The 25,111-nt window shown below is 45.2% G+C and carries 18 protein-coding genes, 5 tRNA genes and 1 rRNA gene; 11 read left to right on the top strand and 13 right to left on the bottom strand.

The window, feature by feature from the left end; all coding sequences use genetic code 11:
• The first annotated feature begins 1 nt into the window (after nucleotide 1).
• The 4 genes from R7Q46_RS15425 to R7Q46_RS15410 all read left to right on the top strand — a co-directional run bounded on the left by R7Q46_RS15425 (nucleotide 2) and on the right by R7Q46_RS15410 (nucleotide 4,853).
• A complete protein-coding gene (locus R7Q46_RS15425; protein ID WP_005379118.1) occupies nucleotides 2–574 on the top strand; it encodes a sigma-70 family RNA polymerase sigma factor in 573 nt (190 codons plus the stop codon).
• 2 nt (nucleotides 575–576) lie between these two features.
• On the top strand, nucleotides 577–2,136 hold the full coding sequence (locus R7Q46_RS15420; protein WP_318077598.1) for a hypothetical protein: 1,560 nt from the start codon (nucleotides 577–579) through the stop codon (nucleotides 2,134–2,136).
• A 262-nt stretch (nucleotides 2,137–2,398) separates the two neighbouring features.
• Nucleotides 2,399–4,720 (top strand): acid phosphatase, encoded by a 2,322-nt coding sequence (locus R7Q46_RS15415; protein WP_318077597.1) that lies wholly within the window; start codon nucleotides 2,399–2,401, stop codon nucleotides 4,718–4,720.
• On the top strand, nucleotides 4,710–4,853 hold the full coding sequence (locus tag R7Q46_RS15410; RefSeq protein WP_012841245.1) for a hypothetical protein: 144 nt from the start codon (nucleotides 4,710–4,712) through the stop codon (nucleotides 4,851–4,853). The genes R7Q46_RS15415 and R7Q46_RS15410 overlap by 11 nt, the downstream gene beginning before the upstream one ends.
• A gap of 75 nt (nucleotides 4,854–4,928) precedes the next feature.
• Here the strand turns inward: R7Q46_RS15410 and R7Q46_RS15405 are convergent, their stop codons facing one another.
• The 5 genes from R7Q46_RS15405 to R7Q46_RS15385 all read right to left on the bottom strand — a co-directional run bounded on the left by R7Q46_RS15405 (nucleotide 4,929) and on the right by R7Q46_RS15385 (nucleotide 11,545).
• Complete coding sequence (locus R7Q46_RS15405) at nucleotides 4,929–5,948, bottom strand: SPOR domain-containing protein (RefSeq protein ID WP_213908236.1); 1,020 nt, start codon at nucleotides 5,946–5,948, stop codon at nucleotides 4,929–4,931.
• 157 nt (nucleotides 5,949–6,105) lie between these two features.
• On the bottom strand, nucleotides 6,106–7,056 hold the full coding sequence (locus R7Q46_RS15400) for an ABC transporter permease (RefSeq protein ID WP_171343022.1): 951 nt from the start codon (nucleotides 7,054–7,056) through the stop codon (nucleotides 6,106–6,108).
• A 2-nt stretch (nucleotides 7,057–7,058) separates the two neighbouring features.
• A complete protein-coding gene (locus tag R7Q46_RS15395) occupies nucleotides 7,059–8,036 on the bottom strand; it encodes an ABC transporter permease (protein ID WP_005379110.1) in 978 nt (325 codons plus the stop codon).
• A gap of 147 nt (nucleotides 8,037–8,183) precedes the next feature.
• Nucleotides 8,184–9,737, bottom strand: a complete 1,554-nt coding sequence (locus R7Q46_RS15390; protein ID WP_005379109.1) for an ABC transporter substrate-binding protein — start codon at nucleotides 9,735–9,737, stop codon at nucleotides 8,184–8,186.
• A gap of 92 nt (nucleotides 9,738–9,829) precedes the next feature.
• Nucleotides 9,830–11,545, bottom strand: a complete 1,716-nt coding sequence (locus R7Q46_RS15385) for a dipeptide ABC transporter ATP-binding protein (RefSeq protein ID WP_005379108.1) — start codon at nucleotides 11,543–11,545, stop codon at nucleotides 9,830–9,832.
• A gap of 661 nt (nucleotides 11,546–12,206) precedes the next feature.
• On the opposite strand from R7Q46_RS15385, the gene R7Q46_RS15380 reads away from it, so the two are divergent.
• Nucleotides 12,207–12,932, top strand: coding sequence for an HAD family hydrolase (locus tag R7Q46_RS15380; protein ID WP_005379107.1), 726 nt, complete (start codon nucleotides 12,207–12,209; stop codon nucleotides 12,930–12,932).
• A gap of 338 nt (nucleotides 12,933–13,270) precedes the next feature.
• Here the strand turns inward: R7Q46_RS15380 and R7Q46_RS15375 are convergent.
• The 5 genes from R7Q46_RS15375 to R7Q46_RS15355 all read right to left on the bottom strand — a co-directional run bounded on the left by R7Q46_RS15375 (nucleotide 13,271) and on the right by R7Q46_RS15355 (nucleotide 13,867).
• Nucleotides 13,271–13,347 (bottom strand) — tRNA-Pro (locus R7Q46_RS15375).
• Nucleotides 13,348–13,411: 64 nt separating this feature from the next.
• Nucleotides 13,412–13,487, bottom strand: a tRNA-His gene (locus R7Q46_RS15370).
• A gap of 48 nt (nucleotides 13,488–13,535) precedes the next feature.
• Nucleotides 13,536–13,612 (bottom strand) — tRNA-Pro (locus R7Q46_RS15365).
• Nucleotides 13,613–13,681: 69 nt separating this feature from the next.
• A tRNA-His gene (locus R7Q46_RS15360) sits at nucleotides 13,682–13,757 on the bottom strand.
• Nucleotides 13,758–13,790: 33 nt separating this feature from the next.
• Nucleotides 13,791–13,867 (bottom strand) — tRNA-Arg (locus R7Q46_RS15355).
• A gap of 335 nt (nucleotides 13,868–14,202) precedes the next feature.
• Here R7Q46_RS15355 and R7Q46_RS15350 point away from each other — a divergent pair.
• Nucleotides 14,203–14,616 carry a c-type cytochrome gene (locus R7Q46_RS15350; protein WP_005384252.1) on the top strand — a complete coding sequence of 138 codons (414 nt, stop codon included), beginning with the start codon at nucleotides 14,203–14,205 and terminating at the stop codon, nucleotides 14,614–14,616.
• Between the two features lie 73 nt (nucleotides 14,617–14,689).
• Here R7Q46_RS15350 and rep read toward each other — a convergent pair whose 3' ends face one another.
• A complete protein-coding gene (gene rep / locus R7Q46_RS15345; protein WP_213871789.1) occupies nucleotides 14,690–16,705 on the bottom strand; it encodes a DNA helicase Rep in 2,016 nt (671 codons plus the stop codon).
• Between the two features lie 170 nt (nucleotides 16,706–16,875).
• On the opposite strand from rep, the gene R7Q46_RS15340 reads away from it, so the two are divergent.
• The 4 genes from R7Q46_RS15340 (at nucleotide 16,876) to ubiK (ending at nucleotide 22,097) form a co-directional block, all read left to right on the top strand.
• A complete protein-coding gene (locus tag R7Q46_RS15340; protein WP_005384254.1) occupies nucleotides 16,876–17,457 on the top strand; it encodes a TetR/AcrR family transcriptional regulator in 582 nt (193 codons plus the stop codon).
• A gap of 18 nt (nucleotides 17,458–17,475) precedes the next feature.
• A complete protein-coding gene (locus R7Q46_RS15335) occupies nucleotides 17,476–18,579 on the top strand; it encodes an efflux RND transporter periplasmic adaptor subunit (protein WP_318077596.1) in 1,104 nt (367 codons plus the stop codon).
• Nucleotides 18,580–18,591: 12 nt separating this feature from the next.
• On the top strand, nucleotides 18,592–21,714 hold the full coding sequence (vmeD, locus tag R7Q46_RS15330; protein ID WP_033907400.1) for a multidrug efflux RND transporter permease subunit VmeD: 3,123 nt from the start codon (nucleotides 18,592–18,594) through the stop codon (nucleotides 21,712–21,714).
• A gap of 131 nt (nucleotides 21,715–21,845) precedes the next feature.
• Entirely contained in the window at nucleotides 21,846–22,097 is a 252-nt protein-coding gene (ubiK, locus tag R7Q46_RS15325; protein ID WP_005379099.1) for a ubiquinone biosynthesis accessory factor UbiK, read from the top strand.
• A 278-nt stretch (nucleotides 22,098–22,375) separates the two neighbouring features.
• Here ubiK and ilvC read toward each other — a convergent pair whose 3' ends face one another.
• On the bottom strand, nucleotides 22,376–23,860 hold the full coding sequence (gene ilvC / locus R7Q46_RS15320) for a ketol-acid reductoisomerase (protein WP_005379098.1): 1,485 nt from the start codon (nucleotides 23,858–23,860) through the stop codon (nucleotides 22,376–22,378).
• Between the two features lie 143 nt (nucleotides 23,861–24,003).
• On the opposite strand from ilvC, the gene ilvY reads away from it, so the two are divergent.
• Nucleotides 24,004–24,894, top strand: a complete 891-nt coding sequence (gene ilvY / locus R7Q46_RS15315) for an HTH-type transcriptional activator IlvY (protein ID WP_318077595.1) — start codon at nucleotides 24,004–24,006, stop codon at nucleotides 24,892–24,894.
• 91 nt (nucleotides 24,895–24,985) lie between these two features.
• Here ilvY and rrf read toward each other — a convergent pair.
• A 5S ribosomal RNA gene (gene rrf, locus R7Q46_RS15310) occupies nucleotides 24,986–25,102 on the bottom strand.
• Nucleotides 25,103–25,111 lie beyond the last annotated feature (9 nt).

The raw sequence follows: 25,111 nt of genomic DNA, 5'->3' as shown, positions 1-25,111 counted from the left end.
CATGGCAACAGCAGTAGCACTGACACAAATCATTCAACAATGGCAATCTGGTGATAAACGAGCTGAGAGCGAGCTCTATCAGTTTGCTTATTTACAGTTGCGTAAGATCGCCCAACACGAGCGTGAACGAAATGCAGAAAAGTACGGCACCGACAACAAAGTACTGGCAGACAGCGTCAACAGCACCACGGCATTAATTCATGATGCTTACCTGAAAATGTCCAACTGCGACATGAGTGAAATTGAAACAAAGCGCGATTTCTTTTTGATGGCCGCCAAAGTGATGCGTCAAATCTTGATCGACAACGCACGCTCGCACCAAGCACAAAAGCGTCAACACATTACATTGATGAGAGATGAAGAAGATCGTTTCGAGCAATTGATTATCATGGATAAAGCTCTGGATAGTTTCAGTAGCCGCTATCCACGCCAATCGAGCGCACTCAAACTCAAGTATTTAATGGGCATGAAAAACCAAGAAATCAGTGAGCTACTCGAGTGCAGCGCAAGCCTGATAGAGAAAGACCTCAAATTCTCTCGCAGTTGGCTACAATCACGAATGGCGCACACGTAATCATGAACAAAAAGCTTTGGATAATCGGCGCAGTATGCGTCGGTTTGTTCGGTATTTACTTCATTTCAAACAAACACAATTTGGCATCTGTGAAAGACTCGTCAGACAACGCCGACAAGTCAACCCAGCAAGCACATCGTCAATATGAGCGCACATCTTTAGTTGAAGTAAAGCAAGCGTTGACAGGTTCTGCGTTGGATCGCACTCCTAAAAAGACGGGAGATGACGCATTTAACTCCGCCCTTTTAGGACAACCTGGCCCTGTTACGAATCCATTTCATACCACAGAAGACAACACGTTTTACGAGTCAGCATTGGGTGATAAGAACAGCCGACCACAAGAGGACCCATCAGAGAATAATAAACCCATCATCAACCTCACTGTGGAACAGCAGCTACAAACCATTATTTATGCTTGGGAGCTGAAACAAAACTCTCCGGTGAGTTATTCGCTCAACCTTAACCAGCTTTTTGAAGACCCAGATGGCGATCTCCTCACCACTCAGATTTGGCTTGAAAACGCCAATGGGTTAAGAGTCCTCAACCAAGGACAAATGATGGTGCAAGGAGCGCCTGAGGAAATAAAAACCACCACATATTTGGCGGTAGCAGCGCGCGATGATTATCACGGTAATAGCGATCATGCATGGGTCACAACGCGCTTTGAGTTACCCGTTATCACACCCGATCAAAATGACACAGAACACTCGTTAGTTGGCGATGTAGTTTATCGCCTAGAGACGACACAAAATCTTGCAGGTATCGCGTACGCGTATGAAGTGGTGTATTGCGAGGCCTTTCAGTTTGAGGGGGGCGAAGTAAGTTATGCCGCCTCACACAACAAACGCCAGTGTCCTGAAAAGGGAGACTTGAAAAAAGTGGGCAAGTACAAAATCAGTGATGACTCGTTGATCGTTTATGTCCAAGGTGTACGCCAAATTTGGACCATCAAAAAAGAATACCCATCTCAGGTTCATGAAGATACTCGGAACTACTTCACCACCGTGTTTGATGGTAAACAATTCGAAAGCTATACCATGCAAAAGAACAAGCAGTCCATGGAAAAGCGCATCAATGTCCACACTGGCGAGTACGAATATCAAGGAACGTCGTTTGACTACCTCTTCCCAATTTCAGGAGGAGGTTACATAAACGGGACTGCTAGCAACTACATATTTGATAAAAGTGTTCAGGGTAACGAACCAGTGCACAAACTGGACTCTGATCTCAATATGAAATCAAATCAACATGACCTATTTTGTCATGATTATTTATTTTACTGGTACAGCTCTATCGTAGCGGGGCGAGGCGAGTTTGCCGATATTATCTCTAGCTCAATGGATTTTGACGGCGTAAATCCAATACATTGTGCTGAATGGCCAGATAATTACTGGCAACGAACATTTATGTTTTACAACCTTGAATACACAGATTACGACATATTCATTCCAGGCGAAGTCTACAGTTATGTGCTTAAACCTCACCCTCAATTTGCTGATCGCGTTGAGGAATTTAAGATCAACATGATTTATCACGCCCCTGTCCTTAGCGACACCCAATAAACCTTTTTTACCGGTGGTTATATTAACAAAACAATCATTCCCAAAATAAAACTGGAACCGTGATCAAATTATAAATTTTCCATCATAGACAAAAAATAGAAATAAATTTTACGGGTTTTGTGCGGATTTTCGTGTCTTGAACCTAAGCTCAATAGTCATTAAAAAGACACCACTCTCTTATATCTCACTAGTGAGATATAAAGAAAAAAATAATAAAAAAAGCGACTTTCTCATTCGGAAACGAAACAAGGACAAATAAATAATGAATAAGGTGAGTTTACTAGCAGCGTCAGTGGCTATCGCTCTTACAGGCTGTGGCGGTTCAGATGGTGGTTCAAACAGTGCTAACGACGGCGTTGTGATCACAGGTTTTGACGGCTACTTCAAGCATGCCGTTGTTTTTGAAGATACGAACAACAACGGCCAATGGGACACTCAAGAAACATTCCTTGGTCTGACCGATGAGAAAGGTCAACTGAAATTGGATGCAAAACCAGAAAGCACTCTAGCGCTACAGACCATCACACCAAACGGTTCAAAGCAGAAACAGCTCATCGCCTTGGATGCGAAAGAGTACGCTGGCAAATACACGGTTGATATGGATCATCCAGGCCAAGCTATGGCGCACGAAATCGTATTCCGTGCACCAACATCGTCAAACGTGATTTCACCTATCACGGATCTTGTGGCGATTGAAATGGCAAAAGATCCAGCCATTAGTGAAGAAGATGCGAAAGCGAAAGTAAACCAAGCGCTAGGAGGCTCAGAAGAAGCACCAATTGATCTGTACAGTGATTTTGTTGAAGGTGCGACAAAAAACGCCGAACTACATAAAACCGCTCAGATTCTGACCGACTCGAAAGCACAAAACCCAACGAACTACGAGAAAAAAGCCACGGAGTTTGCTCAAGCGGCAAACCAAGAAGTGGAACGTCTTGTTGCATCTGGCGAAAACATCAATGACCCAAATCTACGTCCAATCATCACTGACGCGACCCCAGACAGCGACACCTTAGCACCTGAAACGGCAGTTAATAACAAGCTAACCATAAACAAAATCGTCGAAAAGGCAGCTAAAGATAAGCTAGAAAAACTACCAAAAATCGTACAAGGCGTGGACTTTGATGGCTTAGAGCTAGACATTGAAGGTCTATTTGCAGACAAAGACCAAAACCTTGTGACAACCAAACTGACGCACAGCTTTGCAGGCACAGGCATTGAAGTTGTGCAAACTGGCAACCTGATTGTTCTACATCCAACTGCAATCGTAGAGAAAGCTGGTGATTTTGAGATTGTTCTAACGGCGCAAGACATTGATTCGTCAGGTAAGGTTTTGGGTACGGTAAGCACCGTATTTCAGTTCGAAATCGAATCGGCAAACTTACCACCAATGGTTGTAGAAACAGAACAAGCGCGTCTGCAGTCCATCGTTGATGGTTGGTACCTACAACAAGGTGAAGTGTTTGAACAAACACTCGATATTTCTGGTTTGTTCCAAGATAAAGACGGTCAAATTACCGACTACTCAGCGGACTATGTAGACATTGAAGGTCTAACAGTATCTGAGGATGGTAATGCAATTATCACCATTAAAGGCACACCAACAAAAGCAGGTGAAGCTGGAGCAGTACTTGCGATTAGCGCAACAGATGGCCATACCGCGGTACAAATTGCGCTCAGCATGCCAACGGTTATCGAAGGCGTCACGCCACCACCAGTAGTACCGACTTTGGGCTTCACTCACGAGCACTTCAACGGTCAAGAATGGAAAATGGGTAGCTTTGCACAGAAAGATGGTGAAATTGGCTACGCCATATTGATGCAAGATTCTGAAGGCCTACTATTCTGCTGGGGTTCAAACCACGATGAGATGAATCAAGAGTACAAAGCGAACATCAGTGACTTCCTAAAAGACACATGGGAACACGATGCTTACGCCATTCTTGCCGATCTGGACCAACAAACTGGTTACACGGAATACAACAATAAAGACTGTAACGACGTTGAGCTGAAAGACGGTAAGCTATACAACAGCTACGGCGACGAGTATGAAATGTTGTACCAGCACAAAACCGAGCATAACGGCACTCAAATGATCGTTAAAATATCAGATGATGAGCTGTTCTGGATGGACTCAAGCAATACCCCATTTGCAGAATCACTTTCGGTTGCAGAACACATCAAACACGGCACGGTAGAGCATGACTTGATGGTAGAAAGTAATGGCACAGGCGACGACACAGTCCTGAAATACTCGTCAGGTGCGTACGAATACGACACTGATACTTACAACTACACTTCGTTCATGCCAACAGGATTCCAAACTCCAGGTAATTGGGAAATCCAGAATGATGAAGACCGTGAACTGCTGATTCTAGAAGAAACAGGCTCAGAGTCAGATTACAAAACTCGTCATCGTTACATCAACCGCGATTTTGGTGACTTTTATATTGGTATTCGTTGGAGTAAAGAACAAAACGGTCATGAATCCGCACCGGAATATGGTCTGTACTCTAACAGCAAAGAAGCCATGACAAGCATCGCGAGTTCACTACCGATTTTGGAGCCTGGTGATGATGACTAAAGCAACCATCGTTAACCCTTGCTGTGATAGCGTGCATTTGCGTAGAAGACGCAGAACACTTTGGGAACGATTGGTCGGCATCAAAGAAGTGTATATCTGCTCTAACTGTCACAAAGAAACGCCACTCAAATAGCGATTATATTTGAGACCGCAAAAAAGCCCCGAACTCGGGGCTTTCTTCTATATTTTGACCACAATATCTGAGTCGTTATTTCACGCACACCACGTTCAATAATGAGGTCCCGGTGAGCTGATTGGGCTCACGATCGGCGAACAAACCTTTCTTATCTTTGCCCCAATACGGCAGTTGCAGTGGCCATTGATTTTTTTCCATCACCCCAGACGCCCTCAGCGCTTTAAACTCTGCAGGGTTAGCTAAGTTCATACCCAGTTGCTGACATACTTTGTGCGAGTTTTCGTAGTTGAGGCGGTTCCACGGCTTACCATGTTCCATGTAAAACTGATTATGGTGATCGAGTAAATATGGGACCACGTACGTTTTGCCCTGCACTGAAGTTCTCAACCGAACTTCAATGTCATCATTTCCAGTGACAATTGGCTTCGCTTTGGTCTTAGCAACAGGCGTAGACGAAGAGCTATCACGTGAACTTTTTGCCTTGGTATCTGGCTTCTCTGCCCGCGCTTTAAAGGCGTCGGTATCAGCTCGCACAGCAGGAACTGGCGCGGGTTTCGGGGTCACCGTCGGTGTTGGCTTAACCGAAGATGCGGCTGATTTCGACGATACAGTAGATTTAGGTGTAGGTGGTGTTACTGGTTGTTTCGTCCCTTTCCCAACCACTCGGATGAACGCCTCTTTGTAATTCGACAAGGTTTTGACTCCTCGTAAGTCATCCCTCGCATCAGACAATGCCTTGTAAGGTCCAATCAAACAGCGATAGCCTTTGGATTCAGGCTTCATCCATACGTCAGTCGTGATTTTACTATAGAGAGGCTTAGCTTTCGCGAGAGACATAGGCTTGGGTAGCAATCCGCATTGAATCCAGTAAAGGTAGTTGCCCCCCTGCGGCACTTTCTTTCCCCATACTCCGTTACCAATTGGGCACGTTTTCTCAAGCATCGGTAATTCTTTCTCGCTGGCTTGAGTGGCTTGGCAAAGGAACTCCTCCGCCGATACTGGGCTAGAAAACTGGGCGCATACCAGCAACAAGCCGAAAGCTAGGCTTGCTTGGAAGATACGAGATGGGTGTTGTGCCTTCTTCATTTCCATACACTTCACTCTAAATTAGTGGGTAAGGTCATTATGGCGGCAAAGCGCCAAAAAAATGTGAACAAAGAATAACTAGCAAAAAAAGAGCCGGAATTTGCATCCGGCTCTCAGTTTAGGAAGGAATTAAGCGAATTTACAACGCTTGGCGGGAAAATTCTTAACCTTTGTACAGTTTCGGGTTGAATACATCTCGTAACCAGTCACCCAATAAGTTGATAACCAGAACCAGTGTAACCAACACGATGCCTGGGAAGGCAGTAATCCACCACGCACCTGAGAAGATGTAGTTAAAGCCGATGCTGATCAGCGCACCTAGTGACGGCTGATCAACAGGAAGACCCAAACCTAGGAATGACAGTGCCGCTTCCGACATGATCGCGTTCGCTACCTGTACCGTCGAGATAACCAAGATTGGCGATAGACAGTTTGGCAGAATGTGACGGAACATGATTCGCGGAGCTTTAAAGCCCATCACACGCGCCGCTTCGACGTATTCTTTCTTCTTCTCTGCCAATACCGAGGCACGAATAGTCCGTGCGTATTGCGGCCATTCTGCCACACCGATGATCACCACCAGCATGACCACCGCATATTGGCTGTAAAAATCACTGCCAAAGCTGGCTTTGAAGATAGCTGACACGATGATCGCGACCATCATGGTCGAGAACGACAACTGTACGTCTGCAAAACGCATCAAGAAGCTATCGATACGGCCGCCGAAATAACCCGCCGACAAACCAATGATGATACCCAGTACCAACTGAAGGCCAACCGCCAGGAAGCCGATGGTTAGAGACAGACGAGAGCCGTAAAGAATGGTCGATAAAATATCGCGACCTTGCTCGTCAGTACCCAACACAAAGCGCTCATCGCCATCTTCCATCCACGAAGGTGGCAACTCAGAATCCATGATGTCGATAGACGTCAGATCGTACGGGTCTGTTGGCGCAAGAATCGGTGCAGCCAATGCCAATACTAAGAACATCATAAAGACGGTAAAACTCGCCATCGCCACTTTGTCGCGTTTGAAGTAATACAGAAAATCTGACTCTTTGAAGCGCTGCCACGTTGATGGAGCAGGAGCTGGTGTTAAATTTGATTGGCTCATGATTAAGCTCCTTTTCCAGTTAGGTTCACAGTTGGGTTGATGATGCCATACAGCAAGTCAACGATGGTATTGGTTACCACGAAGATCAGACCAACAAAGATAACGTAGGCAGTGATCAGCGGTGTATCTACACGGTTGATTGCCTCTAGGAAAAGGAAGCCAGTGCCCGGCCATTGGAACACGGTTTCAGTAAGAATGGTGTAGGCCACCATGGTACCAATCTGCACGCCACCTACCGTCAATACTGGTAGCATGGTGTTCTTAAGTGCATGTTGGTAATAAATCTTTTGTAAGTTCAAACCTTTTGCTTTGGCGAACTTAATGTATTCCGAACTCAGTACTTCCAGCATTTCTGAACGTACCAAACGGATGAACAACGGCAGCATGATAGACGCTAGCGCAATACAAGGTAGGATGAGGTGCTTGATACCATCAATGGTAAAGAAGCCAGATTCCCAACCGAGTACGTTAGCGGTTTCACCTCGCCCATAGGAAGGCAACCAACCGAGTTCTATTGAAAAGACATACATCAGCATGATTGCGGTTAAGAACACCGGAATCGAGATACCGACACTGCTCATCGCCATCACAAATTTGGTAAAAACACTCTTAGGATGAATCGCAGAGTACACCCCAAGCGGAATAGAGAAAACAATGATGATAAGCGTCGCGCCAAACACGAGCTCTAATGTTGCCACCAGCTTATCGAGGATCACCTCAACCGCAGGTCGCTTGAAAAAGTATGATGTACCCAAATCACCTTGTAGTGCATTACCCACAAAGCGCGTGTACTTTGTGATAAAGGGATCGTTCAGGCCCAAGTCGTCGCGTAGCGCTTGACGCTCCGATTCCGAAACCGACTGACCTACAAGCTCACGCAGCGGATCACCCAGGTTGTCCTGAATGGCAAACGCCACCAAACTGATCACAAACATCACTATCAGTGCCTGAAACAGGCGCTTGACCAGAAACGAAAACATTCCTTGCCCCTTAACTATCCATAGATCTCTAAATTAGAGAGAAAATTCAGTCTAAATAACCAACTCAATCCGACTGAAACAAAACTGAGTCGAGTGCTTTAAGTTGAGGAGGGAAAACCATCCCTCCTCAAAGTCGACTAACCGTGATTATTCAACCACTAGGTCACCGAAGTAAGGCATTACCATTGGGTTAACGATATCTGCCGCTTTCACGTTAGACTTCGCGCCCCATGCTTCACTTTGCCAGTGTAGCGGTACGAATGCTGCGTCGTTGTATAGTGTCGCTTCTACGCCCTTCAGCATTTCTGCACGTTTCGCAGGATCCGTCTCTACGTTCGCAGCTTCAACCACTTTGTCCATTTCTGGGTTTGAGTAGTAACCACAGTTGTACTGACCACGACCGGTTTCTTCGTTACGAGTCATCGTTAGGAACTCGTTGAAGTTCGCTGAGTCTTCTGTATCTGAGTGCCAACCGATCATTAGCATGTCTGCCGCACACTTGTCGAACTCAGGCCAGTACTGCGCTTTTGGCATGGTCTTCAGATCAACCTTGATACCGATCTTAGACAACATTGCCGCCGCCGCTTGTGCTACTTTCGCATCGTTCACGTAACGGTTGTTTGGTGCGATCATCGTTAGCGTCAGGCCATTTTCGTAACCCGCTTCTTTCATCAGCTCTTTCGCTTTCTTCAGATCGTAGCGAGGAACCAGTTTGTCATCGTGACCCACGTAACCTGCCGGGCTTTGCTGACCAGCGGCCGTTGCGAAACCTTTCATGATTTTCTTCACGATACCTTCGTTATTGATTGCGTGAACAATCGCTTGGCGAACGCGAACGTCTTTCAATGCTTCGTTGCTGTTTTGGTTTAGTTGGAACGTGATGATACGAGTACCAGGTAGCGTAACTAGGTCGATGCCATCAGCATCTTCAACGCGTTTGTGGTCGTTTGGCGCTACAGGGTGAATCATGTCAACACCGCCAGAAAGCAGCGCTGCTACACGAGTTGCGTCTTCTTTAATTGGCACAAGCGTTAGCTTATCAACGTTACCTTTCGACTCTTTGTCCCAGTAATCTTTAAAGCGTTCAAATTCCACTTTTACGCCCTGTTCACGTGAAGTCACAATGAATGGGCCCGTGCCAGATACGTTAGTCGATGCAAATGAGTTACCGTGCTTCACTAACTCAGACTTGTCTTTGCCGTCCGCAGTTTTGCCAGTGTAGAACTTGCTGTCCATTGGGAAAATGTACGTTGCGGTTTGCAGCACTAGTGGGTAAGGACCTTTAGTTACAAGATCGAACGTGTTGTCGTCAACTTTGACGATTTTTTCGTACGGGTCGAAGATGTTTTTAAAGTCAGGAGAGCTTTGTAAACGCTGGAACGTCCACACGACGTCGTCAGCCGTTAGAGTATTGCCAGAATGGAATTTCACACCTTCACGCAGTTTGAAACGAACAGTCGTATCGTTAATACGTTCCCAGCTTTCTGCTAGGCGAGGCTCGAAATCCATTTTTTGAGTAAAGCGAACCAACGGATCAAATACCATGTGTGACATTTGCAGTGTGCCACCTGATAGCTGCTCATGTGGGTCAAGCGATACTGGGTCAGCTGCATAGCCAACTTTGATATCTGCTGCCATTGCGTTAAAGCTTAGGCCCGCAGCCATTAGCGCCACTGCTAATTTGCTTTTCATGGTTTTCATTTGCATAACTCCTTCATGCGGGGATACGGATCCCTTGTTGTTGTGTTTGCGTCTTTGTTATGACTAAAGGTTAGCCAAGCGAATTGCTTGGTTTATGCCGTTTCGATCTCTTCTCGCAAGCCAGTAAACTCCGGCATCAGAGAAATCAATTTTTTGCTGTATTCGTGTTGAGGTGCCGTGAATAACTGTTCTGTTGGTGCCACTTCTAAAAGTGTACCCATTTGCATCACACCTACTCGGTCACACATCTGACGAATAACAGGTAAATCGTGGCTGATAAACAACATAGTCAAGTTCAGCTCACTTTGCAGATCTTTCAGCAAGTTTAGAATTTGTGCCTGTACCGATACGTCCAGTGCTGAGGTCGGTTCATCACAAATCAAAAGTCGAGGACGAGTCGCCAACGCACGCGCAATAGAAATACGCTGACGCTGACCACCGGAGAATTCATGAGGATACTTTAGCCCAGCCATTCGACCCAAACCAACATGATCCAATAGGTCATTCACGATTTGGCGAGTTTCCGACTCGTTTTTCGTCAATTTATGAAAACGGATTGGCTCAGCAATAATATCAAATACCTTCATACGAGGGTTCATTGAAGTATACGGGTTTTGGAACACCATCTGCATTTGACGACGCATCGGGCGGCGCTCTTTCTCAGAGGTTAAAGCGGTCAGGTCAATGCCCTCGAATTTCACCTGACCAGAGTTAGGTTGGTATAAACCAGCAATCACACGTGCAATGGTCGATTTACCTGAACCAGACTCGCCCACCAAACCAAAGGTTTCGCCTTCGTGCACTTCAAAGCTCACATTATTAGATGCTTGCACGTATTCTCGGCGGCTCTCGAACAAAGAGTCTTTGGTCACAAAGCGAAGATTGACGTTCTTCACGTCCAAAAGCGGGCCAGTGTACTCACGTTCATCTTGGCTTTGTCCTAACCAGTGGTTCTTGATATCGAGTGGCTCCATTTCCGCCGCTTCTTCGATATAGCTTACTAACGGGAAACGATCTAGCTTTCTGTCTGAACGTGGTACCGCTGAAATTAGACTGCGAGTATAAGAATGATCAGGATCGCCCAATACTTTGGCTGTTGGTCCAAACTCCACCAAGTCACCACGATACATTACCGCCACGCGATCGGTGACGTTGGAGACGACACCCATATCGTGAGTAACCAACATACAGCCGACATTGTTCTTGATACACAACTCGCGGATCAAGTTGAGGATTTGGTCTTGGATAGAAACGTCTAACGCCGTAGTTGGTTCGTCCGCAATGATGAGATCAGGCTCACCAGCCAAAGCAATAGCAATGACAACACGCTGACGCATACCACCAGAGAATTGGTGCGGGTACTGTTTTAAGCGGTTTTCTGGTTGCGGAATACCAACCTGCTGCATAAGAGAAAGCGCGCGCTGATACGCCTCTTCATCAGAGACTTTCATGTTGGCGTGGATCGTCTCTTTCAGCTGTTGCTCAACAGTAAAAAGTGGATTGAGCGAGGTCATCGGATCTTGGAAAATAAAACCTATTTTCGAGCCGCGAACCTTACGCATCGCTTCTGGTGATAGGCCAGAAATTTTTTCTCCATCCAAGAATACATCACCGCTAGCAACGCGACCTGGGGGACTAAGCAAATCGATAACAGCGTTACCAACGGTGGATTTACCCGCACCTGATTCGCCAACAACACCCACGATTTCACCACGTTCAATATGAAAAGAAAGTGACTTCACGGCAGCGTGAACGCCGTGTCGGGATGGGTATTCAATACGAAGGTTTTTCACTTCTAATAGTGACATTTCAGACCTCTACTGCCTTGTCTGTGGTATCGAATCATGCCAAAGGCACCATTCATCACCTGAATGAATCCGTTCAAATTCAGAATAATACTCTGAAATCTTAATGCGGAAATAATTTGGCAAAAATCACACAAAAAAGCAACAATTAAAGTATATTCCGCCGAAAAAACATTAAATAAACGCACAATTAGCGAATAAAAATGCATTAACAAGTATTTAACCATTTTCATATCACACTATTTTTGTGCGTCATGCACCAATAAAACTAGAAAAATGCTCTAAAAGTAAACATGAGCTAAACAAAATCATTAACCGCATTATTCATGTGCATTTATTAACATTTAACAAACAATATCATATGCAAAAAGTGTTTTTTCAACATAAAAAACTATTAATAAAATAGTCGGCAAATACAAAAAGCCAAACTTAGGAAGAGAAAGGATAGGTCAAAACGTGAACAAAACAGCAAAACCACACAAATCCTGCTCCAACGCAGAATATGCGCCACTTAAGCGGTTTATTGACTAAGCAAAGGAAAGTACCGCTATCCTCATTCGTACGTCATAAGAAAACTCGCCGGTTTTAACCCTTTACGACACAATTGAGAGTGGGATAATAGATGAACAGTGTCAAAGCCAAGCCGTAAATAAAAGGAGCCCCTGTGCTTAAAGCGATTTTTTTTGATATGGACGAGACTTTATGTGCAACGTCACAAGCCGATAAAGTTGCAGGACAAGCGTTTACAACTTGGATTCATAAGACCTACCCACAAGTTACCGAGCCAAAAGCGTTTTTGCAGCGCTACTTACAGGGTGTATACAAAAAGCTGAATGCTGAGTTCCCTCACCTTGTGGCTCTGCTACCCGATGAAAATGCCTTCCGTTGTGGCCTGATCCAAAACATCTTGGCGGAGCAAGGCGTCAGCATCACTGCAAAAGAGGCTCAACAAGCTCAAGACTACTTTGACTCTGCACGTATGGGCGCGTTCACTTTCTTCCCTGGTGTAAAAGAAATGCTCAGCGACCTTCGTCAACATTACAAACTCGTCGTGATCACTAACGGCCCGATTTTTTCTCAACACCCTAAATTAAACGCGACACAAATGAGCAACTGGGTGGACCATATTATTGTGGGAGGAGAAGAGCCAGAAGAGAAACCTGCTACAAGTATTTTCCAAAAAGCGCTCGACTTGGTCGAAGTAAAACCAGAAGAGGCTCTACACGTGGGCGACTCTTTACCTGCTGACATTGCTGGCGCTAACAATATGGGCATTTTGAGTGTATGGGTGAATGCGACAGGCGCAAGCAACTCAACGGATATAACGCCAAGTTTTGAAATCCAAGAAACGGTAGAACTGAAAGAAATCCTTAAAACACTCGCCCAATAAAAGCAGCGGATTAGAAAACTACAAAACCCCAGACACTGCTCTGGGGTTTATTTTGTCAGCTCGAAAAGCATTTGGATCATAGGTGGTCAAAAGCCCCTAGAGCTGTACACTTTTGGGAAAAATTGAAATGGAATGCCGATTCTTTTCAGGAGAGATGCAAAAAAGCCCCAGTCTTTCGACTGAGGCTCTAAATAGCGGTCGGTGAAGAGCCGAATTCTAACTTCAGGCGAACCCCACTTGGGTTCAAATCCATTGATACATTACCGACTAATACAGTCCAAGCGAGATCATAAACTCTAAAACGACGAAAGCCTGCTAAAAAGCAGGCTTTCTAATAGTGGTCGGTGAAGAGGGATTCGAACCCCCGACCCTCTGGTCCCAAACCAGATGCGCTACCAAGCTGCGCTATTCACCGAACTGTATTTGCTGATTTTCTCAAATCATACAGGACACTTCAACTAAGAAGTCACCTTAATTAATGGGGTGGCTAACGAGATTCGAACTCGCGACCACCGGAATCACAATCCAGGGCTCTACCAACTGAGCTATAGCCACCATCAATTTTTGCTGTTTACCGCTCTATTAGAGCCATAAACTAAATAGTGGTCGGTGAAGAGGGATTCGAACCCCCGACCCTCTGGTCCCAAACCAGATGCGCTACCAAGCTGCGCTATTCACCGACGATGTTTTATCTTGATTGAATCAAGATTGGGAGCAATGCTACCGTATTCAATCTAAAAAAGAAAGAATGGGGTGGCTAACGAGACTTGAACTCGCGACAACCGGAATCACAATCCGGGGCTCTACCAACTGAGCTATAGCCACCACTGATTTTTACCGATGTATCCTCCGAGGCAATGGTACGCCCGAAAGGATTCGAACCTTCGACCTTTGGCTCCGGAGGCCAACGCTCTATCCAACTGAGCTACGGGCGCATGCCCTATCGGCGGAGTGGAATAATACGGATATCACACTATGCCGTCTAGTACTTTTTTTACTTTTTTTATCGTTTGGTCTCTTTTTCGACAGTTATCTTCCGTTAAAGTGGATTTTTGATGTGATTCACGCCCTGTCATGGATAACTTGTTGTTTATTGCAACAAGTTATCGGGATATAATCACCCATTATTTACATTGATTTAACAGCTGCAACCAAGTTGTCTAATCATTCTATGCCATTCAGTGGAATTTAATGATTTCTCTGCTCGGCATTAATACTCTAACTATATAAATAGGTAAGTCACTTACCTCGGGAATGTGAAGTGGGTTTAATGGATATGTCTCGACAAATGATTAGCGTTTTGTTCGCTGCCTTAACGTTTTCTACGGCAGCTTTAGCTTCTGACATCAGCCAAACTGAATACGATGCGATCGCAGAACGCATCCAACCTGTCGGTGATGTTTATCTAGCAGGTTCTGAGCCAGTGAAAGAAGAACCAACCGGTCCACGTGATGGCGCCACAGTTTATGGTACTTTTTGTATTGCTTGTCACGCATCTGGTGTAAACGGCGCACCTAAAACAGGTAATGCCGATGATTGGGCACCACGTATTGCACAAGGCAAAGATACGTTAGTGAAGCACGCATTAGAAGGCTTCAATGCGATGCCAGCCAAAGGGACCTGTATGGACTGTTCTGACGATGAAATCATCGCAGCAATTGACCACATGATTGAAGGTCTATAAGTAAAGACATCAACGAAAAAGGCTTGCCAGTTGGCAAGCCTTTTTGTTTTTAGTCAGTGAGAACAAGGTTACTTTACTTCTTAAACATTGCTCGAATATTGGCAATGTGTGCTTGACCTTTCGCCATACGCTCTTCTGCTGATACTGGCTTTTTGTTTACTTCCCATTCAACGTCATCAAATGGCAACTCATCCAAAAAGCGGCTTTGAGTCGGTTTGATCAACTCGCCGAACTGCCGACGCTCTTTGCACATAGTGAAAGTCAGTTCACGTTGCGCTCGAGTAATACCAACGTACATCAGGCGACGCTCTTCTTCCACGTTATCTTCATCAATACTGGTTTGGTGCGGTAAAATACCTTCTTCGGACCCAATTAAGTATACATATGGGAACTCAAGGCCTTTTGATGCGTGCAAGGTCATCAGTTGTACTGCATCACTGTCTTCATCTTCTTCACCGCGCTCCATCATGTCACGCAAGGTCAAACGTTGAACGACTTCTTTTAACGTTTTCTCTTCTTGATCGTAGTTGTCACCCTCTAGGTCCGCCACTATCCAGGAATAAAGGTCAGAAACGTTCTTCATTCTCATTTCAGCGGCTTTCGGACTTGCTGAAGTTTCGTATAGCCAATCTTCATAATGGATATCACGAACTAGCGAACGAACCGCTTTGACGGTATCACCACGCTCAGCTTGATCAGCAATCGCCACTAGCCATTGGGTGAAACGACGCAGGTTTTCTAGGCCACGTCCCGTTAGGTGCTGTTCGAGCCCAATTTCAAAGCTCGACTCAAACAGGCTCTTCCCTCGCATATTGGCATAACTGCCTAACTTCTCTAACGTTACTGGGCCAATTTCACGTCGTGGAGTATTCACAATGCGCAAAAATGCATTGTCGTCATCCGGATTAACCAAAACGCGCAAATACGCCATGATGTCTTTAATCTCTGCGCGCGCAAAAAACGAGGTGCCGCCAGAAATTTTATACGGTACACGGTTTTGCATCAGAGACTTTTCAATCAAACGTGATTGGTGGTTACCACGATATAGAATCGCATAATCTTTATATTCGGTACGGTTTAGGAACTTATGCGCTATTAGTTCACCCGTCACGCGCTCTGCTTCGTGCTCTTCATTTTTAGCCAACAACACTTTGAGTTTTTCACCGTCAGGAATTTCAGAGAACAAGGACTTCTCATAGACGTGAGGGTTGTTAGCTATCAAAATGTTGGCCGCACGCAGGATTCGACTCGTTGAACGGTAGTTTTGCTCTAGCTTAATCAAACGCAAATTCGGATAATCTTCACCTAGCAACACGAGGTTCTGAGGTTTCGCACCACGCCATGAATAAATAGACTGATCGTCATCCCCTACGACCGTCAATCGCCCACGTTCACCGACAATTAATTTGACCAGCTCATACTGACTCGTGTTGGTATCTTGATACTCGTCAACCAGTAGGTAACGGATACGATTCTGCCAACGCTGACGAACGTCTTCATGATTACGTAAGAGTAAAACGGGCATCAAAATTAGGTCATCAAAATCAAGCGCGTTATAGGCTTTCATTTGCTTTTGGTACATATCAAAACAGAACGCAAACAATTGTTGCTGTTCACCTTGCGCACGCGCTTTGGCTTGCTCTGGCGTCAACATGTCGTTTTTCCAGTTGGAAATACAACTCAGAAGCTGACGTAGCAGATCTTTATCACCATCAAGCTGCTTTTCGGTAAGTTCTTTGAGCAGCGCTAGCTGGTCTTGGTCATCAAACAGTGAGAAGCCCGCTTTCAACCCTAAATGCTTGTACTCACGCTTGATGATGTTCAATCCTAAAGTGTGGAATGTTGATACCATCAAACCTTTAGACTCACCTTTCCCTAACGTTTGACCTACACGCTCCTTCATTTCACGTGCTGCTTTGTTGGTAAACGTCACCGCCGCAATGTTACGCGCTTTGTAACCACATTGCTGAACCAGATAAGCGATTTTATTGGTAATAACACGAGTTTTGCCCGAGCCAGCACCAGCTAGCACTAGGCATGGACCAGACACGTATTTCACGGCTTCATCTTGACTAGGGTTCAGCTTCATAGAAATTCTCTGCGGGTGATGAATGTGGCGCCTATGATAAAGGGGTGGCCTCGTGAAAGCTATGCTGATTTCTTGTAATTTTCACACCAATTAAGTGCAATATTCTGTTGCATAAATGGCGGGTATTTAAGCTATAATGAATGAACGTTCATTCACTAAAGGGTGACATTATGAAGGATAACCCTGCTGTAGATAAACGAGAACAAATCTTAGTCGCTGCTGAACAACTCATTGCTGAATCTGGTTTTCAAGGGCTTTCCATGCAAAAGCTCGCCAATGAGGCAGGTGTCGCAGCAGGGACGATTTACCGTTATTTCTCAGATAAAGAACATCTTTTAGAGGAACTACGCCTTAACGTTGCTAAGCGTGTTGCTACTGCGGTGCAACTAGGTGTTAGTGAAGAGATGCCTTTAAAACAGCGTTATCGAACCATGTGGCTCAATATTTGGAATTTAGCGAGCTCGAACTTAAGTGCGATCAGCAACCGAGTCCAATATGAATCTTTACCCTGTTCAAATAGTAGCAAAGCTCGGGAACTTGAGAGACAAATGTTTGCCCAAGTAGATCTTCTTTTTAATCAGGGTAAAGACGAGGGAGTATTCAAGCTTCTCGATAACGAAGTACTTTCTGGATTAAGTTTTGAGGCAAGTGTTGCACTTGCTCGGAAACACGCTTTGGGATTTTATCAACTGGATAAGACGGCATTAGAGGCCGCTATTGAAGCCAGTTGGGATGCAATTATTAAACACTAACTTGGAGTTCTTAATAGAATGAAAAAGTGGATTTTGATGCTATCAATTGTTTTATTACTTTTTGGTAGCGTTGTTACATACAGACTAATTGATATCAAAGACAAAATGGAGCAGTTTGCCAATCGCCCTGAACCAGCATTCCCAGTAACCGTAACTGAAGTGCAAGCGGTGGATTGGGTACCAGTCATCGAGGCAATTGGTTTTATCGAGCCAAATCAAGGCGTGACGGTAGCGAACGAAACGAGCGGTGTTATCGATAAAATCGCATTTGATTCCGGTACTCAAGTCAAAGCAGGTCAGCCACTAGTACTGCTTGACTCTGACGTTGAGAAAGCCAATTTAAAGAGCTCGCAAGCCAAGTTGCCAGCAGCAGAAGCGAAATACAAACGCTACCAAGGGCTATTTAAAAAAGGCTCTATTTCTAAAGAAGCGTATGACGAAGCAGAAGCGAACTACTTCTCCTTAAAAGCGGACATTGAAAGCTTGAAAGCGACCATCGACCGACGCGAAATCAAAGCGCCATTTGATGGTGTAGTAGGTATTCGTAACGTGTACCTAGGTCAGTACCTACAAGCGGGTACCGATATTGTTCGCCTGGAAGACACCAGCGTGATGCGTTTACGCTTTACCGTGCCGCAAACCGATATTTCACGTATCAATATCGACCAAGAAGTGGATATCTTCGTGGATGCCTACCCAGAACAGCCTTTCAAAGGTTCAATTTCTGCGATTGAGCCTGCGGTTAACGTACAAAGTGGTTTGATTCAAGTTCAAGCGGATATCCCTAACAGTGACAGCAAACTGCGTAGTGGTATGTTCGCGCGTGCAAACATCATTCTGCCTAAGTTAGAAAATCAGGTCACTCTACCTCAAACCGCGATCACATTTACGCTATATGGCGACAATGTTTACATCGTAACAGAAGAAGATGGCGAAAAACGCGTTAAGCAGCATGTGGTAAAAGTTGGCGAACGCTCTAAAGATATCGCACACATTCTAGAAGGCGTAAAGCCAGGTGATGTAGTGGTGACATCGGGTCAAGTCCGTTTGAGTAACCATGCGAAAGTAAGCATTGTCGAAAGCGATGCAACTACCCCACCTGCTGAAACACCAATGCTTTAAGTTGGAGGCATTATGCGCTTTACAGATGTTTTTATAAAACGTCCAGTTTTAGCGGTATCGATCAGCTTTTTGATTGCATTGCTTGGTTTGCAAGCGGTGTTCAAAATGCAAGTTCGTGAGTACCCTGAAATGACGAATACGGTGGTCACCGTGACCACCAGTTACTACGGTGCAAGTGCCAACTTGATCCAAGGCTTTATTACTCAGCCATTGGAGCAAGCGGTGGCGCAAGCCGATAATATTGATTACATGACTTCGCAATCGGTACTAGGTAAATCAACCATTACTGTCAACATGAAGTTGAATACTGACCCGAATGCAGCATTGGCTGATATCTTAGCGAAAACGAACTCGGTACGTTCTCAGCTTCCAAAAGAAGCCGAAGATCCAACCGTAACCATGTCGACAGGTTCGACTACCGCAGTGCTTTACATCGGCTTTACGAGTGACGAGTTATCTTCAAGCCAGATCACAGACTACCTCGAGCGTGTAATCAACCCGCAGTTGTTCACTGTAAACGGTGTATCCAAAGTTGACCTGTATGGTGGTATGAAGTACGCACTGCGCGTATGGCTAGATCCTGCCAAAATGGGCGCTTTGAAGTTGACCGCTACGGATGTGATGAGCGTTCTTAACGCCAACAACTACCAATCTGCAACCGGTCAAGCGACGGGTGAGTTCGTGCTTTATAACGGTAGCGCAGATACTCAGGTATCAAACGTTGCTGAACTTGAAGCATTGGTCGTGAAAACTGGTGAAGGGGATGTCATCCGCCTAGGTGATATCGCTAAAGTAACGCTGGAGAAGAGTCACGACGTTTATCGCGCAAGTGCAAACGGTCAAGAAGCCGTGGTTGCGGCGATCAACGCAGCACCAAGCGCTAACCCAATCAACATTGCAGCAGACGTACTTGAACTGTTGCCTCAGCTTGAGCGCAACCTACCAAGTAACATCAAAATGAACGTTATGTACGACTCTACGATTGCGATCAACGAGTCAATTCACGAAGTAGTCAAAACGATTCTTGAAGCAGCAGTAATCGTACTTGTGGTTATCACACTGTTCCTAGGTTCATTCCGTGCGGTAATCATTCCTATCGTAACTATTCCACTTTCATTGATTGGTGTGGCAATGGTGATGCAGGCAATGGGTTTCTCTTGGAACTTGATGACGCTACTGGCGATGGTGCTTGCCATCGGTCTGGTGGTGGATGACGCGATCGTTGTACTAGAAAACGTTGACCGTCACATCAAAGAAGGGGAGTCACCATTCCGAGCTGCAATCATTGGTACACGTGAAATTGCGGTTCCAGTTATCGCGATGACATTGACGCTAGGTGCAGTGTACGCACCGATCGCATTGATGGGTGGTATCACCGGTTCATTGTTCAAAGAGTTCGCTTTGACACTGGCAGGTTCAGTATTCGTATCCGGCATCATCGCTTTAACACTCTCACCGATGATGTGTTCAAAGATGCTTAAGGCAAACGAGAAGCCGAGCAAGTTTGAGCAAAAAGTTCACCATGTACTTGATGGCATGACTAATCGCTACGCGAGCATGTTAAAAGCAATAATGGCTAGCCGACCAGTGGTGATCGTGTTTGCGATAATTGTATTCGCAAGTTTACCAGTCCTATTCAAGTTTATTCCTAGCGAGCTAGCTCCATCTGAAGATAAAGGTGTTGTAGTACTCATAGGGACCGCACCATCAAATTCGAATTTGGACTACATCCAAAACACCATGGATGATGTGAATAAGATTCTCTCTGATCAACCAGAAGTGGAATACGCTCAGGTATTTAACGGTGTGCCGGATTCTAATCAAGCGTTTGGTTTAGCTACACTCAAACCATGGGGCGAACGAGAAGCGAGCCAAGCAGAAATCAAACAGCGTGTTGGTGGGCTTGTTTCGAGCATTCCGGGAATGTCTATTGCTGCCTACGAAATGCCGGAGCTACCAGGTGCTGGTTCAGGCCTTCCTGTACAGTTCGTAATTACAACGCCAAACAACTTTGAAAGTTTGTTTACCGTTGCAAATGACATTCTGTCGGAAGTAGCAAGCAGTCCAATGTTTGTCTATTCCGATCTGGATCTGAAATATGATTCTGCAACGATGAAGATCAAGATCGATAAAGACAAAGCAGGTGCCTACGGTGTGACTATGCAAGACATTGGTATCACCCTCAGCACCATGATGGCAGATGGTTATGTAAACCGTATCGACCTAAATGGCCGCTCTTATGAGGTAATTCCTCAGGTTGAGCGTAAATGGCGTCTAAACCCAGAATCGATGAAGAACTACTATGTACGCTCTGTGGACGGTAAAGCGGTTCCATTAGGTAGTCTGATTACCATTGATGTGGTGGCTGAGCCTCGCTCTTTGCCACACTTCAACCAGCTAAACTCAGCAACTGTGGGTGCTGTTACAGGCCCTGGTGTTTCGATGGGGGATGCAGTTAATTGGTTTGAAAATATTGCACAAACCAAACTGCCTGCAGGGTATAACCATGATTACATGGGCGAATCTCGTCAGTTTGTAACGGAAGGTAGTGCCTTGTATGCAACCTTCGGTCTTGCACTTGCGATCATCTTCCTCGTTCTGGCGATTCAATTTGAATCACTCCGCGATCCTATTGTCATCATGGTATCTGTACCTCTGGCAATCTGTGGTGCCTTGATCGCATTGGCCTGGGGTACAGCCTCGATGAACATCTACTCGCAGGTTGGTTTGATCACGCTGGTCGGCCTAATAACCAAGCACGGTATCTTAATCTGTGAAGTCGCCAAAGAAGAGCAGTTACATAATAAACTGTCTCGTATTGATGCGGTGATGGAAGCTGCGAAAGTGCGTCTTCGCCCTATCCTAATGACCACTGCAGCGATGATCGCAGGTTTGATCCCGCTGATGTACGCAACAGGTGCAGGTGCCGCGCAACGTTTCAGTATCGGTATCGTCATCGTTGCTGGCCTTGCAATCGGTACACTGTTCACACTATTCGTACTACCTGTGATTTACAGCTACCTAGCTGAAAAACACAAACCTCTGCCAGTATTTGTTGAAGACAAAGACTTGGAGAAGTTAGCGCGAGTTGACGAAGCGAAAGCAGCTCATCGTGAATTAGCGGATAACAGATAAGCTATTAAGGCATTCAAAAAGGTCACTTCGGTGGCCTTTTTTATTGCCGCTCTCTTTTTTACCATCTAAATGGCGACTTTCACGTATCATTTACTTAAAATGAGGACAAATCAAAAGGAGTTTTAGCCACTATGTTTGACCCAAAGAAATTAGAGCAAATTGCTAAACAGATTCACGACTCAATGCCTCAACCTGTAAAAGAGTTGGGCTCTGATGTCGATCAGAAAGTTCGTCAAGTAATCCAAGGCCAACTAAACAAGCTAGATGTTGTAAGTCGCGAAGAGTTTGATGTTCAAACTCAAGTTTTACTACGTACACGTCAAAAGCTAACAGAAATGGAACAGAAGTTGGCGCAACTTGAAGAAAAGCTTGCTGAAAAATAAGTATCAAAGCGCTCCTCACAAAGGAGCGTTTTTCTTATCTGCGCGCAGATAAATCGGCTAAAAACAAAAAAGCTTGGCCAACGGCGACCAAGCCTTTTGATTAGATGTTGTGTTTTATTTTGTATTTATCACTCCGGTCTGCCTGGAGTTTATCTACTGCGTTACTTGAGACTAAGTAAATTACGCTGTATTAAGGTTTCATTTCTAGGAGAAGGCGCGGACTTTACGATAGTAAACGAGCACCTTCGACACCGAAATGGAGCCTTAAGGCCAGTCATTTAGCCGCCCACCGCAATACGCTTCATATCAGTCATGTAACCACGTAGCTCTTCACCGATGTACTCTACAGGGTGGTTACGGATTGTTTCATTCACAGCGATAAGAGTCGCGTTATCCACTTGGTTAGACGTTTCACCTAAACCTTTACCAATTACGTCAGTATTTACGGCTGGCATAAACTTCTCACGTAGAAGCGGCGTTGCTACGTTAGCGAACAGGTAGTTACCGTATTCCGCAGTGTCTGAGATAACCACGTTCATCTCGTATAAACGCTTACGTGCGATAGTGTTTGCGATAAGTGGCAGCTCGTGTAGAGACTCGTAGTAAGCAGACTCATCGATGATGCCAGATGCCGTCATCGCTTCGAATGCTAGCTCAACACCCGCACGAACCATAGCAACCATCAAGATACCGTTATCGAAGTACTCTTGCTCAGAGATTTCTACGTCAGTTTCTGGGTAGTTTTCGAAAGCAGTTTCACCTGTTTCTGCACGCCAGCCTAGTAGATTTGCATCGTCGTTTGCCCAGTCAGCCATCATAGTGCTAGAGAAGTGACCGGTGATGATGTCATCCATGTGCTTGTTGTATAGCGGACGCATCAGTTCTTTTAGCTCTTCAGAAAGCTCAAATGCTTTCACTTTTGCAGGGTTAGTTAGGCGATCCATCATGTGAGTGATACCACCAAACTTCAGTGCTTCAGTGATGGTTTCCCAACCGTATTGAAGAAGCTTACCAGCGTAGCCAGGATCGATACCATCAGCAATCATCTTTTCGTAACATACGATAGAGCCAGCCTGTAGCATGCCACAAAGGATAGTTTGCTCACCCATTAGGTCAGATTTCACCTCAGCAACAAAAGAAGACTCTAGACAGCCTGCACGGTGACCACCGGTTGCTGCAGCCCAAGCTTTCGCGATATCCCAACCTTCACCTTTTGGGTCGTTCTCTGGGTGAACAGCGATAAGAGTCGGTACACCGAAACCACGCTTGTATTCTTCACGAACTTCCGTACCTGGACATTTAGGTGCAACCATTACTACCGTTAGGTCTTTACGGATTTGCATGCCTTCTTCAACAACGTTGAAACCATGAGAGTAACCCAGTGCTGCGCCTTCTTTCATTAACGGCATTACCGTCTCAACAACGTTTGTGTGCTGCTTATCTGGAGTAAGGTTTACTACTAGATCAGCTTGTGGAATTAGCGTTTCGTAGCTACCTACCTCAAAACCGTTGTCTTTTGCGTTTTTGAATGACTGGCGTTGCTCATCAATCGCGGCTTGGCGAAGCGCATAAGCAACGTCTAGACCAGAGTCGCGCATGTTCAGACCTTGGTTAAGACCTTGAGCACCACAACCTACAATGACTACTTTCTTACCTTTCAGATAATCCGCTTCTGAAGCGAACTCACTGCGGTCCATAAAACGACAACGACCTAATTGGTCCAACTGCTCGCGCAAGTTTAGGGTATTGAAATAATTAGCCATCTGGGTGCTCCTTTGAGATTCTTCCATTGAGGTCAGTAATTGCCTTACCGAATAACTTCATACTAAAACAGACATGAGATTGCTTAAAGTGATATATTCACAATTAGTTATTGCAATTTATGCAACATGGAAATGAAAATTTAATGAATATCAAAAGCCTGCAACTCTTCATTCATCTCTGTGAGAGTAAAAGTTTCGCCAAGACCGCAGCGGCAATGCATATTAGCCCTTCAGCCTTAAGCCGACAGATACAAAAATTAGAGGAGGAAACCAGCCAACAATTGTTTTTACGCGACAACCGTAGCGTTGATTTAACTATCCAAGGTAAAAAGCTAGTCCCAGTTGCCTTAAAGATTCTTGGCGAATGGCAGCAGTATCAGAGTCACCTGAAGGGAACCGAGGATGAATTGAAAGGAGAAATCCGTCTCTTTTGTTCTGTTACTGCAAGCTACAGCCACCTTCCGGAGCTAATCTCTGACTTTCGTATTCAGAACCCTTTCATTGAGTTCAAACTATCAACCGGCGATCCAGCTCAAGCGATCGACAAAATACTAGCAAATGAAGCCGATATTGCCATATCAGCCAAGTCAGAACAGATGCCAAATAAAATCGCATTTGAAACGATCAGTGAAATCCCACTTTCTGTCATCGTACCTGTTGGGGTTAGTGCGTTTGCTGAAGAGCTACAAAAAGAAAAACCAGACTGGTCGGTCATTCCATTCATACTCCCAGAAGCAGGAACGGCAAGAGACAGGGCCAATACTTGGCTCAAACAAATGAAAATAAAGCCAAAGATCTACGCACAAACCTCCGGACATGAAGCCATCGTAAGTATGGTTGCATTGGGGTGTGGAGTAGGTATCGCACCTGATGTTGTAATCAACAACAGTCCGGTAAGAGAAAAGATAAATCGTTTAAAAGTCTTACCAATTAAACCTTTTAAACTTGGTGTTTGCTGCAACAAAACTCAGTTGGAAAATCCGCTTGTTAAAGCCTTTTGGAAGGTTGCAGAGAGCAAGTATATCGCACCTTAGATGAACACTTTTTAGGTATAAAGTGAGCTAATTTTAAAACTCTATAGATGCAAAAAAGCCCGCTCTTTCGAGCGGGCTTCTTAAATTTAAAGCCTGGCGATGTCCTACTCTCACATGGGGAAGCCCCACACTACCATCGGCGCTATTTCGTTTCACTTCTGAGTTCGGCATGGAAATCAGGTGGGTCCAAAACGCTATGGTCGCCAAGCAAATTCTT

The sequence above is a fragment of the Vibrio sp. 811 genome, from assembly GCF_033339195.1.
This window is presented reverse-complemented; position numbering and strand designations above follow the sequence as displayed.

Bases quoted from the DNA above. Each gene is read 5' to 3' on its own strand.
- R7Q46_RS15405 (WP_213908236.1), bottom strand. From the start codon at position 5,948: ATGGAAATGAAGAAGGCACAACACCCATCTCGTATCTTCCAAGCAAGC.
- R7Q46_RS15340 (WP_005384254.1), top strand. From the start codon at position 16,876: ATGAAGGATAACCCTGCTGTAGATAAACGAGAACAAATCTTAGTCGCT.
- ilvC (WP_005379098.1), bottom strand. From the start codon at position 23,860: ATGGCTAATTATTTCAATACCCTAAACTTGCGCGAGCAGTTGGACCAA.
- R7Q46_RS15385 (WP_005379108.1), bottom strand. From the start codon at position 11,545: ATGTCACTATTAGAAGTGAAAAACCTTCGTATTGAATACCCATCCCGA.
- rep (WP_213871789.1), bottom strand. From the start codon at position 16,705: ATGAAGCTGAACCCTAGTCAAGATGAAGCCGTGAAATACGTGTCTGGT.
- ilvY (WP_318077595.1), top strand. From the start codon at position 24,004: ATGAATATCAAAAGCCTGCAACTCTTCATTCATCTCTGTGAGAGTAAA.
- R7Q46_RS15425 (WP_005379118.1), top strand. From the start codon at position 2: ATGGCAACAGCAGTAGCACTGACACAAATCATTCAACAATGGCAATCT.
- ubiK (WP_005379099.1), top strand. From the start codon at position 21,846: ATGTTTGACCCAAAGAAATTAGAGCAAATTGCTAAACAGATTCACGAC.
- R7Q46_RS15420 (WP_318077598.1), top strand. From the start codon at position 577: ATGAACAAAAAGCTTTGGATAATCGGCGCAGTATGCGTCGGTTTGTTC.
- R7Q46_RS15400 (WP_171343022.1), bottom strand. From the start codon at position 7,056: ATGAGCCAATCAAATTTAACACCAGCTCCTGCTCCATCAACGTGGCAG.
- R7Q46_RS15335 (WP_318077596.1), top strand. From the start codon at position 17,476: ATGAAAAAGTGGATTTTGATGCTATCAATTGTTTTATTACTTTTTGGT.
- R7Q46_RS15395 (WP_005379110.1), bottom strand. From the start codon at position 8,036: ATGTTTTCGTTTCTGGTCAAGCGCCTGTTTCAGGCACTGATAGTGATG.
- vmeD (WP_033907400.1), top strand. From the start codon at position 18,592: ATGCGCTTTACAGATGTTTTTATAAAACGTCCAGTTTTAGCGGTATCG.
- R7Q46_RS15415 (WP_318077597.1), top strand. From the start codon at position 2,399: ATGAATAAGGTGAGTTTACTAGCAGCGTCAGTGGCTATCGCTCTTACA.
- R7Q46_RS15390 (WP_005379109.1), bottom strand. From the start codon at position 9,737: ATGAAAACCATGAAAAGCAAATTAGCAGTGGCGCTAATGGCTGCGGGC.
- R7Q46_RS15410 (WP_012841245.1), top strand. From the start codon at position 4,710: ATGATGACTAAAGCAACCATCGTTAACCCTTGCTGTGATAGCGTGCAT.
- R7Q46_RS15350 (WP_005384252.1), top strand. From the start codon at position 14,203: ATGGATATGTCTCGACAAATGATTAGCGTTTTGTTCGCTGCCTTAACG.